General features: G+C 41.4%; 14 protein-coding genes. 10 read left to right on the forward strand and 4 right to left on the reverse strand.

Annotated features, from left to right (window positions below; genetic code table 11):
• The first annotated feature begins 353 nt into the window (after positions 1-353).
• From Q7J27_10070 to Q7J27_10115, 10 genes are all read left to right on the forward strand, one after another.
• Positions 354-1,193, forward strand: a complete 840-nt coding sequence (locus Q7J27_10070) for a site-specific integrase (protein MDO9529490.1) — start codon at positions 354-356, stop codon at positions 1,191-1,193.
• 159 nt (positions 1,194-1,352) lie between these two features.
• A complete protein-coding gene (locus Q7J27_10075) occupies positions 1,353-2,168 on the forward strand; it encodes a type IV toxin-antitoxin system AbiEi family antitoxin (protein MDO9529491.1) in 816 nt (271 codons plus the stop codon).
• Positions 2,165-2,962 carry a nucleotidyl transferase AbiEii/AbiGii toxin family protein gene (locus tag Q7J27_10080; GenBank protein ID MDO9529492.1) on the forward strand — a complete coding sequence of 266 codons (798 nt, stop codon included), beginning with the start codon at positions 2,165-2,167 and terminating at the stop codon, positions 2,960-2,962. The genes Q7J27_10075 and Q7J27_10080 overlap by 4 nt, the downstream gene beginning before the upstream one ends.
• Before the next feature lie 32 nt (positions 2,963-2,994).
• Positions 2,995-3,138 carry a hypothetical protein gene (locus Q7J27_10085; protein ID MDO9529493.1) on the forward strand — a complete coding sequence of 48 codons (144 nt, stop codon included), beginning with the start codon at positions 2,995-2,997 and terminating at the stop codon, positions 3,136-3,138.
• 596 nt (positions 3,139-3,734) lie between these two features.
• Positions 3,735-3,902 carry a hypothetical protein gene (locus Q7J27_10090; GenBank protein ID MDO9529494.1) on the forward strand — a complete coding sequence of 56 codons (168 nt, stop codon included), beginning with the start codon at positions 3,735-3,737 and terminating at the stop codon, positions 3,900-3,902.
• A 67-nt stretch (positions 3,903-3,969) separates the two neighbouring features.
• The gene (locus Q7J27_10095) at positions 3,970-5,244 is read left to right on the forward strand and encodes a sigma-70 family RNA polymerase sigma factor (protein MDO9529495.1); all 1,275 of its coding nucleotides are present in this window, start codon (positions 3,970-3,972) and stop codon (positions 5,242-5,244) included.
• Positions 5,245-5,280: 36 nt separating this feature from the next.
• Complete coding sequence (locus tag Q7J27_10100) at positions 5,281-6,693, forward strand: DEAD/DEAH box helicase (GenBank protein ID MDO9529496.1); 1,413 nt, start codon at positions 5,281-5,283, stop codon at positions 6,691-6,693.
• 53 nt (positions 6,694-6,746) lie between these two features.
• A complete protein-coding gene (locus tag Q7J27_10105) occupies positions 6,747-7,607 on the forward strand; it encodes a ParB/RepB/Spo0J family partition protein (GenBank protein ID MDO9529497.1) in 861 nt (286 codons plus the stop codon).
• Complete coding sequence (locus tag Q7J27_10110; protein ID MDO9529498.1) at positions 7,604-8,308, forward strand: hypothetical protein; 705 nt, start codon at positions 7,604-7,606, stop codon at positions 8,306-8,308. The genes Q7J27_10105 and Q7J27_10110 overlap by 4 nt, the downstream gene beginning before the upstream one ends.
• The gene (locus tag Q7J27_10115) at positions 8,301-9,326 is read left to right on the forward strand and encodes a hypothetical protein (protein MDO9529499.1); all 1,026 of its coding nucleotides are present in this window, start codon (positions 8,301-8,303) and stop codon (positions 9,324-9,326) included. The genes Q7J27_10110 and Q7J27_10115 overlap by 8 nt, the downstream gene beginning before the upstream one ends.
• 393 nt (positions 9,327-9,719) lie before the next feature.
• On the opposite strand, the gene dndE is transcribed toward Q7J27_10115, so the two are convergent.
• The 4 genes from dndE to dndB are packed head-to-tail and all read right to left on the reverse strand — an operon-like array spanning position 9,720 to position 14,635.
• Positions 9,720-10,076 (reverse strand): DNA sulfur modification protein DndE, encoded by a 357-nt coding sequence (gene dndE / locus Q7J27_10120; GenBank protein ID MDO9529500.1) that lies wholly within the window; start codon positions 10,074-10,076, stop codon positions 9,720-9,722.
• Positions 10,077-10,083: 7 nt separating this feature from the next.
• Positions 10,084-12,108, reverse strand: a complete 2,025-nt coding sequence (gene dndD, locus Q7J27_10125; protein ID MDO9529501.1) for a DNA sulfur modification protein DndD — start codon at positions 12,106-12,108, stop codon at positions 10,084-10,086.
• The gene (gene dndC / locus Q7J27_10130; protein MDO9529502.1) at positions 12,105-13,544 is read right to left on the reverse strand and encodes a DNA phosphorothioation system sulfurtransferase DndC; all 1,440 of its coding nucleotides are present in this window, start codon (positions 13,542-13,544) and stop codon (positions 12,105-12,107) included. The genes dndD and dndC overlap by 4 nt, the downstream gene beginning before the upstream one ends.
• Positions 13,541-14,635, reverse strand: a complete 1,095-nt coding sequence (gene dndB, locus Q7J27_10135) for a DNA sulfur modification protein DndB (protein ID MDO9529503.1) — start codon at positions 14,633-14,635, stop codon at positions 13,541-13,543. Before dndB ends, dndC begins: the two co-directional genes overlap by 4 nt.
• Positions 14,636-15,038 lie beyond the last annotated feature (403 nt).

A 15,038-nucleotide genomic window follows, 5' to 3' on the forward strand; every position in this document is an offset into this window, starting at 1 on the left:
GATCATGAAGAGGTGATCTCGGCCTTGAGCTCTTTAATGGCTCCGGCCGGGATTTATCTTGACTGAGAGATAAAAATGTGAGAGCTTAAATATGAGTTAACAGCTTAACATCAATAAGAAAATCAGATTATGTTACGTATAGCAAATACAAAGCTTCAGTGCGGCTGATCGGGCCAGATCATTGAATCCTGTTTGAAATGTGGAGGTTGGCCCACAGATTTTCATGTGCTATCAAATCTATGTGAACTCCCCCATTGCCTCATGTCATAATTCTTCATGCACTGGTCCACCTGAGATATATAATTTCCGGGAACCCCAAAGACCTCACAAAACAAAGAATACGGAGGTGGACCATGACAACACAAGAAGCGATCAGGCTGTTCGATAATTATCTCCAGTCAAACCATAAACAGCGGACCATCGACAGTTACGATCATCTGCTTATCAGGTTCGAGAGGATTTACGCTGAAAGAGCCCTGGATTCCATTGGTACCGATGAAATCTACACCTTCCTGGAGACACTAACACAGGATCTTGCCAAATCAACTCGAAGACTACGATATGCCCAGTTAAAAGCCTTTTACAATTTCATCATCGACCGCTGTTCACTGAACATGAAAAATCCCTGCAATACGTCACTGCTTAGGAAATCCTATCGAACATCCAAGCAGGTCTTGCGCAAGGTGCTCGAACGGGAAACGGTGGATGAAATGATCTACAACACGAAAAGAGTGAGAGATCGCTTGATCCTGGAACTTCAGGCAAGATGTGGGTTGCGAATCGGTGAATTGCTGAAGATAAAGGTGTCGGATGTCTCTGACAGAACCATTACCCTGCGGGAACCAAAATCCGGTAAAGAATCAGAACTTGCCTATATGCCGGAGAATGTGTCAAAAAAGCTGACGGAATACATCAAAGATAATGCCCTTAAATCGGATGACCGCCCATTTCCGATATGCTATTCAACGGCAAGGGCTCTTGTAAGGCGGCTGGGCGAGAAAGTGAATGTCCGTATTTCGCCACATGATCTCCGGAGATACTCGGCCACCTATGCCAGCAGAAACGGTGTGCCTCTGGAAGTCGTATCGAAAGTGATCTTGAGGCACCAGGATTTGAAGACTACCCAGGTCTATCTCGGCAAGATCAGTGACTCAGAGGCGATCCGGTGGATGGACATCCTGCATGGGAAATAGTATTAACATGCCTTCACAGAAGATGGTCTTTGGGGTTCTCTATAGTGATGGCGGCCAAGACAATTTGGTAGAAATTCTTCCTTTCATATTCAAAATATCATTTGCAAAAAGGCCTCTTTTATGGTCTTATTTGTAAAAATTATTTACCAGGACGTTGATATGTCCCTAAAAGCGAAAGCATCCTCCCCAACCGATCTGCCATCCTGGGTTGATTCCCGCCAAGAGCAGGGTCTCTATTTCTTTACCCGTGAAGATGCCATCCAGACCCTTCAGTTCTCTGAGGAAGCCTTCAAGAAGGCCGCAGCAAGACTCGCGAAAAAAAACAGGATATTGCGTATCCGAAGCGGCTTTTTCGTCATCGTTCCCCTGGAATATCGCATCACCAGGATATTGCCGGCGGAATGGTTTATCGCTGATCTAATGGCCTACCTGGAGCAACCTTATTACGTGGGGCTGCTTAGCGCCGCGTCCCTTCAGGGCGCTGCACACCAGCAGCCACAACAGTTTCAGGTTGTTACTACGGTACCCCAGCGCGAAGTCCGAAAAAAAGGCCTTGCCATCCGATTTTTCTTCAAGACGAACTTCAACGCAACCCCGGTCACTCAAATAAAGGTTCAAACGGGGCATATTTCCGTCTCTTCACCGGAGGCTACGGCCATTGATCTCATTCGTTATGCAAGATCTATAGGCGGGCTGGATCGCGCGATTACCGTGCTTCAAGAACTTGGAGAGTCTATGACTTCTGCCAAGCTGATAGACGCCGTAAAAGCGGAGGGAAATCTGGTCTGTGCTCAAAGACTGGGTTGGTTGATGGAGAAAGCCGGGCACGCTGCGCTGGTCCTGGATCTGGCTGGTTTAATCGCCGACAAAAATCCACCCTTTACAAGACTGGATCCTTCATTACCTGCCGGGGAAGCTGAAAAGGATACCCGCTGGCGACTTCTGATTAATACGGATGTGGAGGGTGATCTATGATTCCAAAAGCGGATATTGTAGCCTGGCGCCAGTTTGTGCCCTGGGTTACCGATGCCCAGGTTGAACAGGACCTGATCATAAGCAGGGCTCTTGTTTCCATTTTTCAAAGCCCCTTTCTTGCAGAGCGATTGGCTTTTCGGGGCGGTACGGCATTGCACAAGTTCTATTTTGATATTCCTCGACGCTATTCGGAAGATATTGACCTGGTTCAAATTATCCCGGCGCCCATCGGACAGGTCATTGATACCCTGCAAGAATTGTTGAATGGCTTTCTTGGAGCGCCACGCCGCAAGCAAACGGAGCAATCAGTCATATTGACCTATCGGATGGAATCGGAGGGGCCTCCAGTCGTACGAATGCGACTAAAAGTTGAAATCAATACGCGAGAGCATTTCGCAGTAGAAGGCTATCGGAAGCAACCGTTTGCCGTTCAATCCCGTTGGTTCCAGGGACGCTGTGAAATAACAACCTATGTGCTTGAGGAAATGCTCGCGACCAAATTGAGGGCCTTGTATCAGCGGAGAAAGGGACGCGATCTTTTTGATTTATGGCTGGGCATCACAGAAGGGAAAGCGGATGCTGGCAAAGTAATCCAAATATTCAAACATTACATGGAAACCGAGGGTCAGATCGTTGACAGCATGCGTTATGAAAAGAATCTTCAAGAGAAAATGAGACATAAGGGCTTCCTAAGTGATCTAAATCCCTTGCTGCCTGCTGATGCAACGTATGATGTCCAGGAAGCCTATGTCTTCATAAAAAATGAAGTCGTCGACAAGCTGAATATACTTTAAGGCAAGTATTTTAACAGCCCAAAGGAGTCTTTATGACGACTTACTACCAGAACGAATACCTCTTCTCCGAAATATACCTGCAGGAAATCACCCAGCAACCTGAAGACACAGAAATCCTGGCATCACTGAACATGTTAAAAGAATATCGAGAGTGGACGAGTTCATCACCGATCTAAAGAAAGATACCTAAAACAAGTGCACGGGAGGTCGGCTTTATTGATATTTTATCAAGATCATCCTTACCGATAACAAATACAAAGCGAGAGTTTGGGTGGTCGGTCCGGATCAATGATAACTGGTTGAAACGTGCATATTTTTGAGTGTGATTTTTTCAAGGCGACGTGGTATGTATATCTTCCTGTAATCAGTAAGCAGGTGGAGTCACGAAAAGTTGATGATTTCAGATGGCACACAACATCTTATTTGGGTCTGTCGCGGCCAGGAGATCAGGCGGCCGTCGAATCCGAAGCATGTTCCACTACCCAAGTATCTCACGTGGCATCGACGCGAAATTTACAAGGAAGGGGCGCGGTTTCTGGATAGTAACGTCTGAGCATCATGTCTTAAAGGACGCTACATCCGCCACGGCACAGTGACACCCTAACTGTGGCGCGGCCTTCAGCCTTTTTTCGAAGAATAGGCGACTGATAATATGTTGTATAATTGCCGTAATCAAAAGCACTTGATCCTGGCGGCAACGCAGGTTCTTTCGGCATGACCCTGCGCGATGCCGTTTCAATAGCCTAATATTCGCTTTGGAGTGGTGGCAAAAATGGCACGAGTGATAAACCGCACCGCCGCTAATAACGGCGTCACTCTGGACTTTGAGAAGAGTCAAGATACCGATGCCCTACGTACTAACATGGATGAAGAAAACGACCTTATAGCCTTCGGTAAAAAAGGAATCGGATTCTATGAATCGTTTGCTGCTATATCCTAGCGCCCAAGAAGAGCGCGATTTGTGGAAGAGATACTCCAAACTCCGCCGCATAGATGAGATTCTATGTTTGAAAACCATTGCTCATAAGGTACCGGGAGTGGGTCGGATATTCTCTGAAATTGTTGAGGACATCGTCAAGTCTGTTGATCTCGTTGTGCTACTACGAAAACTCTCTGATTTAGATAGGCTCGGTGACAAGATACTTGAAGACTCCAATAATACTACCGCTACCATGATTGAACTCTATCGTCTCATTCAAAATTCTGAGGGGAGAAGGGACAGTGCGGTAAAATCTAATAGCGGTAGCTCCTGCTGCTTACGGGATTTATTTGGTTTTATTTTTGTCGAAATGCTAAACAACATCGCTTTTGGAAGAGGGAATCCAAACTTGGTAGATAAAGTTGTTAAAGCAACTAACGGTGACACACTTGATATTAGAACTAGAATTTATAGGTTGGCAATTAACAGAGACCTTCTGCCGAAGGACATAATCAAATTGATTGACCCAAAAACTCCGGTTGTTAATCTTCCCCCGTTGGTCCGAGATATCCTATCGGAACAATTCAGCAAAAATGTTTTGAAAGACTACCAGTCGTTTATCGACAATATCCGAATTGACGGTAAAGCGGCATTTGACAGAATAATCGAGACGCATCTCAGGCTGGTGCACAAAAATGCCAGATTTATTGCCACTAAGGTTAGTAGTCTGCCTATTGATGATCTTATCCAAGAAGGTAGTATTGGTCTAATGAAAGCAGCTGAGCATTTTGATCCAGCTTATGGCCACAGATTTATGTCTTACGCCCCTTACTGGATTCAGCAAACCGCAGATAGAGCCATTTCAGACCAAGGCAGGACTATCCGCATCCCGGTACACAGGGTTGAGTCTATCAACAAACTGCTTAGAGTAAAGAGTCTCCTAAAACAAGCATCTGACCAAGAACCTACCTTAGAGGAAATCGGCGAAGCAATGGATTTGTCTTTAGCCCAGGTTAATAAAATAATAGCGTTAACACAGATGCAAGTATCGTTAGCACCAATAGCTGAAGAAGACAGTTACCTGGGCGATTCTATCGTGGACCTCACAACTCGATCCCCATTTGATGCCATCTGCAAACAGTTGCTCAAAGAGCAAATCGAAGAGGCGCTGACCGCCCTGACTCCCCGCGAGCAGCGGGTGATTCGCTTAAGATTTGGACTTGATGATGACCAGGGCCGCACCCTAGAGGAAGTGGCGCAAGAGTTTAACTTAACCAGAGAACGTATACGCCAGATTGAAGTTAATGCAATAAGAAAACTTAGCCATCCAGTCAGGATTGGGAAGCTAAGAGACTGCCTATAGTACGATGATAATTCTAACTTAATCATCAGCAATACTATGGGAAATATAATTATGAAGGGACATGTCCGTGAAAGGGCAGGTCCGTTGGCAAATCATCAGGCTCGTGCTAAAATGGCAATTCAAGAAATACCTAATACACTTAGACCGTATCAGCAAGAAGGCGTCTACTTCCTCTTAAAAGAGGAGGCTTGCTTGTTGGCGGATGAAATGGGTCTCGGGAAAACTGTTCAAGTAGCTGTGGCCTTATCCTTGTTAATCCCCAAGAGTAGATTCGGGAGAGCACTGATTATTGTCCCCGCCGCACTGCGGATTAACTGGGAAAAAGAAATCGATAGGTGGGCACCAAATCTATCGGTGCGTAGGCTTCTGGGTGATAAAGATGAGAGGTTTGCTAACTATAGTTTACCGATTAATATATTAATCGCATCTTATGACCAAATTAGACAGGACATCCTCCCACTAAGCAATATGGTTCATTTCGATATTGTGGTTTTGGATGAAGCGCAAAAGGTAAAGAACATCAATTCCGATATATCATTGTCAGTAAGGCTTTTGAAACGTGACAGGTCTTGGGCGATAACTGGTACACCTGTTGAAAATAGTGTAAATGATCTTCTTGCAATATTTAGATTCATTAAGTTAGATCTTCTGCGTCAGACAATGAACAAGATAGAAATACACAAATTGATGCAACCCCACTTCATGCGAAGGCGGAAGGCGGATGTGCTACCTGAGATGCCGCCGATAATATTGCAGGACGTCCCTCTTGAGCTATCGCCCCAACAAAGAAAAACATATATGTCTGTCTGGAATAATCGTAGCGAATTGATCAGGAAAGGAAAAAGCCGCATATCAAATACTGCTATTTTTTCCGTTATCACTAAGCTCAAACAAATTTGCAACTACGATGTTGAGAGTGGAGAATCCTCAAAAATGGAAGCCCTGAGACTAGTCGTTGATAATTTAGTGGGCAAGGAAGACAAGATTATCATCTTTTCCCAGTACGTGGAAACGCTGAAACAGATATCCGCACACTTGAAGGATAAAATTGTGCACGAAATCTATCACGGTGGATTGTCTGAAGATGCTAGAAATCTGATAATTGAGAGATTTCGGAGTGGGGAAGGCCCTAGGGCTATTCTGATGTCTCTCAAAGCTGGTGGAATAGGTCTGAATCTACAGGAGGCAAGTACAGTCGTTTTGTTTGACCGATGGTGGAATCCAGCTTTAGAGGACCAGGCGATAAATAGGGCGCATAGGTTTAATAGGATAAATGTACTGCATGTGTTCCGATTTACCGTAGTTGATTCGATAGAAGAGAGAATTGTCCGTATTCTTAGTGAGAAAAAGATTCTCTTTGAACAATATGTGAATCAAGCAGAAATTGCGGTCATCCCCAAGTTAGACTTAAATGACTTGATGAAAATAATCGATTTACACACTGAATAATCTGTAGTATACTTTATTGTTAATAACGATAAAAATAGATAGGAGGAACGGCTATGGCATTCGATTACGAGGTTTTAGCGATTAAAAGAGTACCTCTTAAGGATCTGGTACTAGGTAAAGGACAGGTACGCAAAACTCAAGTGTCAAGAGACATAAGCGAATTGGCCGACAGTATAAAGGTCGTGGGACAGCTGCAACCAATTGTCATATGCGAGTCTTCTGTTCAACCTGGTAAGTTTGAGATCTTGACCGGACAAAGACGCTATTTAGCATGTAAGGAAATAGGGCAAGAGGACATATGGGCAATGATACTGGATCGCCCTATACCAGAGCTAGAGGCAAAGGTAATATCATTCACCGAGAACCTGATTAAACGTGACCCTAACAAAGCGGACTACACCGATATGTGCAACCATTTATATAAGATTTACGGCAACGTAAAAATAATAGCAGAAAAAACAGGATTGCCCGGCAGTAAAGTAAGAGAATATCTAAAATACACATCATTATGTCCGGAACTTAAAGCAATGGTGGACAAAGGTGGTGGGGCCGGCGGCGTAGACCAGAAGACAGCGTTGCGGGTTCAAATAGCCCTAGAGAAGACCGGCGAAGTCGACCCCAAAATAGCAGTTGCTTTGGCACAAAAAATGAGAGGCATGATCGGAGCGCAACAACAAGAAGTGGTGGAGCAGGTTGAGGTAGGAGGTGTTACGACTGTTGAGGAGGCCGAGGAGATTGCCAAGGCCGCCAAAAAGCGCAAGCAGTATGTGAAATTAATAGTCCAGTTGGCTGAATCCCAAAATAAGGCGCTGAATAAATATGCTCAGCGAGAAGGAATGAAACGGGAGGATGCGGCTCAATCGTTAATTACGGAAGCCCTTGACGGAATGGGCTTACTAGAGGAAGAGGAATGAAGGGTATTTCCTCAGAAAACCAGCGTGATTTAATACTATCTGTTGGTGTTCACAAAGGTGAAAGACTGCTATCGCCAATGGAAGTTGCTGAGCTTCTTAAGAAAGTAGTTGATGCAGGGACAACAATTAAGGAACTATCCGGCGAAATAATGTTGGATAGCACAATGATAGCTCGCTTTCTACGATTGTCAAACTTGAGTTCAGAAATACAGCACTTAGTTGGCTGGGGTGGAAAATCCAAAATATCTTTTTCGACAGCCTCGGAGATTGCTCGTACTAAGACCATCGATGAGCAGAATTTTCTGGGAAGAGCGACAATTGAAAATAACCTGTCCAAGAAAGAAGCCATTCAGATAATCGAAACAAGGACCAAATTCGGCAGACCTATTAGTGATTGCGTTGAAGAAATCATTAAAATGCGCCCGCAAATCATCAGGCGGTACCTATTTATTGGTGGGGTACGGTCATCAGAAGTGCGGGGCCAATTGGCTAATATGACACAAAGAGAACGGGATTTCTTATTCGGAGAAGTAATCAGGTCAGTCCTACCCGGTCTACCTTCCTGCGAGGGACAGCTCGGAAAAAGCAGATTTTCCATAGTTGGGAACGAGGACTTAGACCAGGCTTTAAGCAGACTTACATCGGATTTTGAATCTATCATTAACAAGTATCTTGAATTGAGGATTCACCAAAATGGATGATTCCCAGATCGGCATGTCCTGCAACGGTGCGATTAAGCTCGGCCGAGATGTCACCTGTGACGGTTTTGTTGCCGGGTACAAATATCGTGTTCAGACACACATCCATGAAGATCATATGTGTCAATTTGATTGTAGCAAGGGTTTTCAAACCATTATCATGAGTGAAGCTACCAAATCATTTCTGGAATTACGACATTTGGACATAACGGCTAGGGAAAATGTAGTTTCGCTTCCTATCGACGGAACCCATATAAATAACGGTATTGAAATTCAACTTCTGTCCAGTGGCCATATGTTAGGTGCAGTACAAGTAGAAGTAACTACTTCAACTGGCGATAGACTTGGCTACTCCGGTGATTTCAGTTGGCCACTTGAGAGAGTGATTCAAGTAGAAAGTCTTGTTCTGGATAGCACCTATGGTGACCCAAGATCAATACGCCATTATTCCCAAGAGGACGCAAACGACTATTTTAAAGAAATCATACTACGGCGAATAAAGCGGGGCCCAATTATTATTAAAGGCCATCGGGGTACACTTTATCGCGCATTTGAACTTCTAAATGAACTGGTTCCAAACCCAGTCATTGCCAATAAGAAAAAAATCGAAGAGGCAAAAGTGTGCGAAAAACAAGGGTATTGTGTTTGCTCGATGTATGACTTGGATTTACCAGATGTAAAAAAAATGAAGAGGGAAGAAACCTATATAGGATTGTACTACATGGGGGAGCAAATTCCATACGACCGCCGAGACGTCACAGTGATTAACTTAACTGCCCATTGGGTGCATGGAATAGAACCATTTCTAGAGATTTCCGATACATCCTACCAAATTGCCGTGTCAGACCATGCTGATTTCAACGAGACATTAGAATATGTGAGAGCAACAGGTGCAAAAGTAGTATTGACGGATAGTCTCCGTAGCAACCACGCAAAAGAACTAGCTAGTGCCATAAGAAGGTCACTAGGAATCAACGCTAAAGCAGCCAAACCGATATACAGTAGAGAGTGGGGTGTATAGATCGCTTGTTTTCCTATGTACCTGATTCAATCATATCTGATTCTTGTTTCACAGGACGTGCATGGAAGTAAAGGATTAAAAAAATCGCTATTGAACTTTGATGGTTTCGTAAAAAGTCATGAAGTGTACCGTTTGTCATGCTGAACTTGTTTCAGCATCTAATCATTTCAGTGAGTTAGAGACCCTGAAATAAATTCAGGGTGACAAAAAAGACTTTTTACGAGTCTGTCAACTTTCATGGTCAGTCAATAATAATGGCACAGAACCCAGAAATTTATCCCCAAAGGGAATATCTTGAGTGGCATTACAAAAAGGTCCTTAAAAGACCAGAAAGGCACCTTTCTGATAATTTATTTAAATGAACGTGCATAAAAACTCTTACTATTACTTGTATTACAGAATATTTGTTAAATCCCTTAAGCTTTTTAATCGAACATATAGTAGTTCAATTCCCCTATTAACATGCGCTAAAAAATATTCAGGTAAATCCCCGTCCGCGTAAATTTTGTCTTGAAGGCATCTTTCTTTCAAAAGAGACACAAATAACGTATCAAATTGACCTGTAAGCGTATAACGATTGAATTCCATTCCGTCTTCTATGTATTGCTCTTTATTTGGTATTCCTGGCTCATTCAATGACAAGCAGAATCCCATTCGGCACAGTATATTAGGAGTTAATCCTGTTCTGCTTTTTAACATTCCTAACTTATGGGTGGCTTCGCTGCTTACTCTAATTTTGTTCAATTTCATCGCTGTATTAATTGCCCTCCCAGAAGTAACCAATTTCACCAATGGTCATTTTTTTGTCTTCATAATAGTTCAAATGATACGCGTGCGATACATAAGGCGATAATTCATGAAAAAAACTGTTATCTATTTCAGTGTCAGTCGATAAAACAAGTGTCTGGTGGCTTGCATTGGGGAAATATATATTGACCAAATTAGATCTATGATCACTATCTAATCTGCTTAAAGGCGTATCGATTATCAGAGGTAATGGCCTACCAGAAATTTTTTTCAATGCCCACAATAGAGCTATTGCAAAGACCTGTCTTTCACCACTGGAAAGACTTTTTCTCGGAATCTTATTACCTCTCTCGTCATAAAAGGTGTGAGAGAAATTAGACGGATCAATGCTTATTCTTGATACAAGATTTTTCTTTCTACACAATTGATTGAAAAGATCGCAAATAGTGTCTTCCAGTTCCTTTATTTTGTGTTTCTTCAAATCGTCTTCAAAATCGACTAAGATTTCTTGTATTTCCGCCAATAGTCGTAGTTTTTCTGTAAAACGGCTGCTATCTATAGCGTCTTGATTAATCTTTTTTATTTCTCTCTCAATATGATCTAAATGAAATTCATTTTTTTTAATGTCTTCATCCTGTTTTTTTGCTGTAGTAGATATTGCTCCAAGGTCTCTATTAACCTGGTTTAACTGAGAAATCAACGGTCTTATTGCATCTTCAGAAGGTACCCTTGAAATATTAGCTTCAACTTTTTTAAGGTTATCCTTCGCTTCATTTATACGCTTACAAAGTGTCGAAACATTATTGGGCATTTCATTTAATGCTTGATGTACCCAAGAAGTCAATTTTTCAATATCATTCCTCGATAAATCATTAATGACACATGTAGATACGTTGAATTCCAATGTGGCCTGCAAAATTTTATATGATGCTTGCACCATATATTCACAAAATGAATCAATTTTTTTTGTTTCTATAGATTTAAATTCTTCCGAGTGCATTATTTCTTCAGTAAGTTTAATCACGTGTTTCTTTATTTCGTTATGCAGGCTTTGCTTACTCAATTCGTTTTGTTCGTATTGTATTCGTTCAGTCAATTTTTTACAGAGATCTGAACATAACGAGAATGGTAATACACCATGGCATATGTCTCTGAGCGCGTCTTCAAAACTGTTAATTTCTACCTTTAGTTTTTCATCTTCCGATTTTAACTTTCCATATTTCTCCGAAAACTCACCTCCAGATAATGCAACTTTTTCCTCAAGCAATGAAATTTGGGATTTTAACCAACTTATTCTTGTTTCGTTTTGGGCTCTATCTTGCTTTAACATTAATAAATTTTTTGAAAGATCTTCTTTTTTTTGATTCAGATCGTCTATTTTATTTACATAGAGACTATTATCTTTTTCTTTATCGAGCTTTCTTGAATATGTAACCAAATCAGATTTTAGCCGTTTTATAATGTCTATCCCTAATAAGGCTTCGATTGAATCAACCATATAGAGTCGGTCAATAGATCGTTCACCGGAAAGTTTCCGAATCTTTTCTCCGTCAAAAAAGAAGGTTTGTGCAATGCCAGGTGGGAGTATTTCTTTTAATAAGGTATCCCATTGATCTCTATCTAAATCTTCAATGACATCGCCGTTTCTTTTTATAGAAAGCTGTTCTTCTATTTTTTTACCGTTTTTCTTCCATGACCTTAGTACCTGATATATGTTTCGAAAACCAAGATGAATATGTGAAAACTCTAGTTCAACTGATGCTTTATTTATTTCCTCGTTGGATATGGTGTTTCGATGAATCTTATCAAATAAATATTCTTCATAAGAACTTTTTGTAACTGTTGGACCCAGTGATGAGGGGCCGTACAAAGAAAGATTTATGGCTTCAAAAATCGTGGTCTTTCCTGCCCCATTTTTACCCCCAAATAGTATGACTGGACATAATTCGCCATTTTTTACTCGGGGCCTCAGATCATATTCCTGCCGATTGTAATACGGACCGAAGTTATAAAGAGTAATCTTGTTAAATATCATTTGTTATCCTGCTTTATGGATGAGATTATTTCTTCTACAGATCGCCATTCCTTTTCAAAAATCTTGTTAATCCGATTATGGATATTCGTTCTCTTACTCATACCTTGAAATTGTCGTTCAAGTTCTAAAAGTTCAGCAACCAATGTCGATGGAAAATTTTTTTTGCTACAAACATCCTCAAGAATTTCTTTCTCGAAAGAGGTGAAAGCACCAGCATCATCCTGTAACCAGTTTAAGTGTCTTCCCGTCACCTCATTATAAATTATTGGGAGTTGATCTTCCCAGTCATTCTGCTCGACTCTCCACAATCGCCTGATTTCATGCAATTCTTCATCAGAAATTAATTCGAAGTCAGGCATAGTTTTGTGGATCTCAATTTGGGTTTCCAGAAGCAAACGTAGAAGCTTTTGTGGTAATCCTTTTTCAAGTGTCGTTTGCCCCAAGGCTATTTCTTGACCTCCGTCTTTAAAATATACCTTGCCATTTCTTCTCCTATGATCCCTATATTTTGCTTTTTCGGCGGGGTCTTTAAGTTTTGCCAACTTATTTCTCAATTCGAGGAGTGGCTTCATCCATTCTCCACCTTTTGCTATTAAGGATTCCATTGATGTATCTCTGTCAACAACAGTACAAACCCAACAACCAAATCTTCGTCCACCTATTGTAGGTGTTTCATTATCCATTAGAAAGGGTCTGTCCTCCGCATTGGCGTCATTATATAAATCAAAGAGCTTTTTATTCGTGCTTTGATTGCCCCACGGAGAGGGCACCATGGCGAGATATTTCCACACATCTTCAGTAGTAAAATCGGCAACGGGGGTATAGACAAAAGCACCAGAAAAAAAAGAATGCCTTTTTAAGGGACTTTTTCTTATGGTGTAAGACTTAATAGACTGGGAGCGAGCAGAACTTTCTGCCTTTCTAAGGCCAAGGACTATGATCACTTCTCCATACTGTTGGATTTTTTCTGAGATAAATTTATTGATTGGCCTAACCTTTAGTCTATCAGTACACCACCTGTTTCGATGATAGGGAATTGGATAACCTCTTCCTATAAGGTTCACCCAGAAAGAATGTGTAATCTCTCGTTTCACTTTTTGTGTGTGGAAAGGCAGCCCGATCTTGATTGCCTTCTCTTGTAAAGATTTCAGAGAACTATTAACGTGGGACATTATGGCAGGCGACTCAACCAGTGTATCAGATGATATAATGTGAACAGGTTTGACTAAACGATTGTTTGGCAATTCTCTCAAAGCATTCCAAATCAATTGAAGACTCACTGTTGAATCTTTACCACCACTATATCCAATAACCCAAGGTCTTCTATCTGCGACATATACTTGCTGGATTTCATTGTGGATCTCTGGCAAATACCGCTTACCCAAAAGTAATTTCTCATCAAACGTAGTAAATAGATCTTGTGTCTCGTCGTTCACTCAACATCTCCTTTTTCCCACAGTGCCTCTATTCTACTTTCATCGTTTGTTAAAGGGATTTCTAATATTTTCTTTAAAATATTAACGGTTAATATCAAGTTATTATATGTTTTACTGACGCGACCGCCAACTAAAGCACGTCCCTCCCAAATCTTTGCGTTGTTTCTCAACCAATCAACGGCTGATAATTTCTGAAGGATTTCCTTCCAATTATTGGGGTACGACTTTAGCAATTCAGAACCGACAATGCCGATGGCATGCAATGCTATGCCATGTGCATGAATGTATTCACGCCGTAAGGTCGCAGTATCGACCTTCCTCGTTTTAGCCAATTGCCAATCTGGCATATGTTTTGATACTTCATTCCAAAACTCTATAGCAATTTCGTCATCTTCAGGAGAGATATCATCGTTATGTTTCTTCTGGAGAAATGATTGAGTTGCTTGATAAATACTGCTTAAGGTGAAAAGTTTGATTGATCGATTTGATATAGTAGATTTTTCCATTTCTGTCATTCCTGTAAATACTGGAACAGCAAATACAAGCTTCTTCGCAAGTTCAGACATAGGGTCACGGTAATCATATAAAATACCCAAAGACTTAGTGGGTCGAACAGCATGTTTATTAAGGTCAGCAAACATTTGTTGGCTGAATTTGAGTCCGGAATCAATAAAAAAAACAACAGAGATTGTTTCATCACCGATATTGGGACTTGACTTAAGGGCTTTCTCTATGGCCGCTCTTCTATGTTGCCCATCATTTATAAGAAATTTTGCGCTCATGGGGATTATTAATTTGCCCACGTCTCTATACATTCCACATTCTTCAATTGGCTCAAATCTAATATCTCCGTCTATAGAAGCAGTTATCGATGAAAAAATATATTCTTTAGGGTTACTAGTGATGTACTTGGTGATTTCAGGAATTCTCGCTTTGTTTAAAGTTCTTTGCGCACGCATTTCAGGGGATAGTTCTTCCTCATCGAATAAAAATATTTTAGGAATTAGTTTGAGTGGACACATAGAGATGTAGTATTCTTTTCCAGCTTGAATTCCCCTGAGGGTCAAAAAATGATAATAAAAAGCTTCCATAAAATAATTACCTCCAATCTTGAATCATCTTCTATCATATTTTTTTGGAAGTCAAATAAATTCTTTTGGAAGTATGTTATATTTGATTTTAAGTTTATTTTAAGGTAATTGCATAAACAAATTGTTCTTCGGCATTTGACATGCTCCGTAGAAATGTGTGGCTTTCAAGTAATCTCTATCTTTACCTATACCAATCTTTAAAGGACTTGTAGGTGACGCCAATAACTGGCACATTTCATTTTTTCTTCGATCACTTCTGCGCAGTCGAGTGGCGCGAGGGAGTCTCACCCTCGCGCTCTCCGAGAACTGGACGTGACAGTCTCCCGTCATCCAGCTCCTATTGTCCAGCCTTAGCCTGAGAGAGCTGCCAATGGGCAAAAAGCCTCGGTTGCCTATGCACCCT

Source organism: Syntrophales bacterium, from assembly GCA_030655775.1.
Taxonomy (GTDB): Bacteria; Desulfobacterota; Syntrophia; order Syntrophales; family JADFWA01; genus JAUSPI01.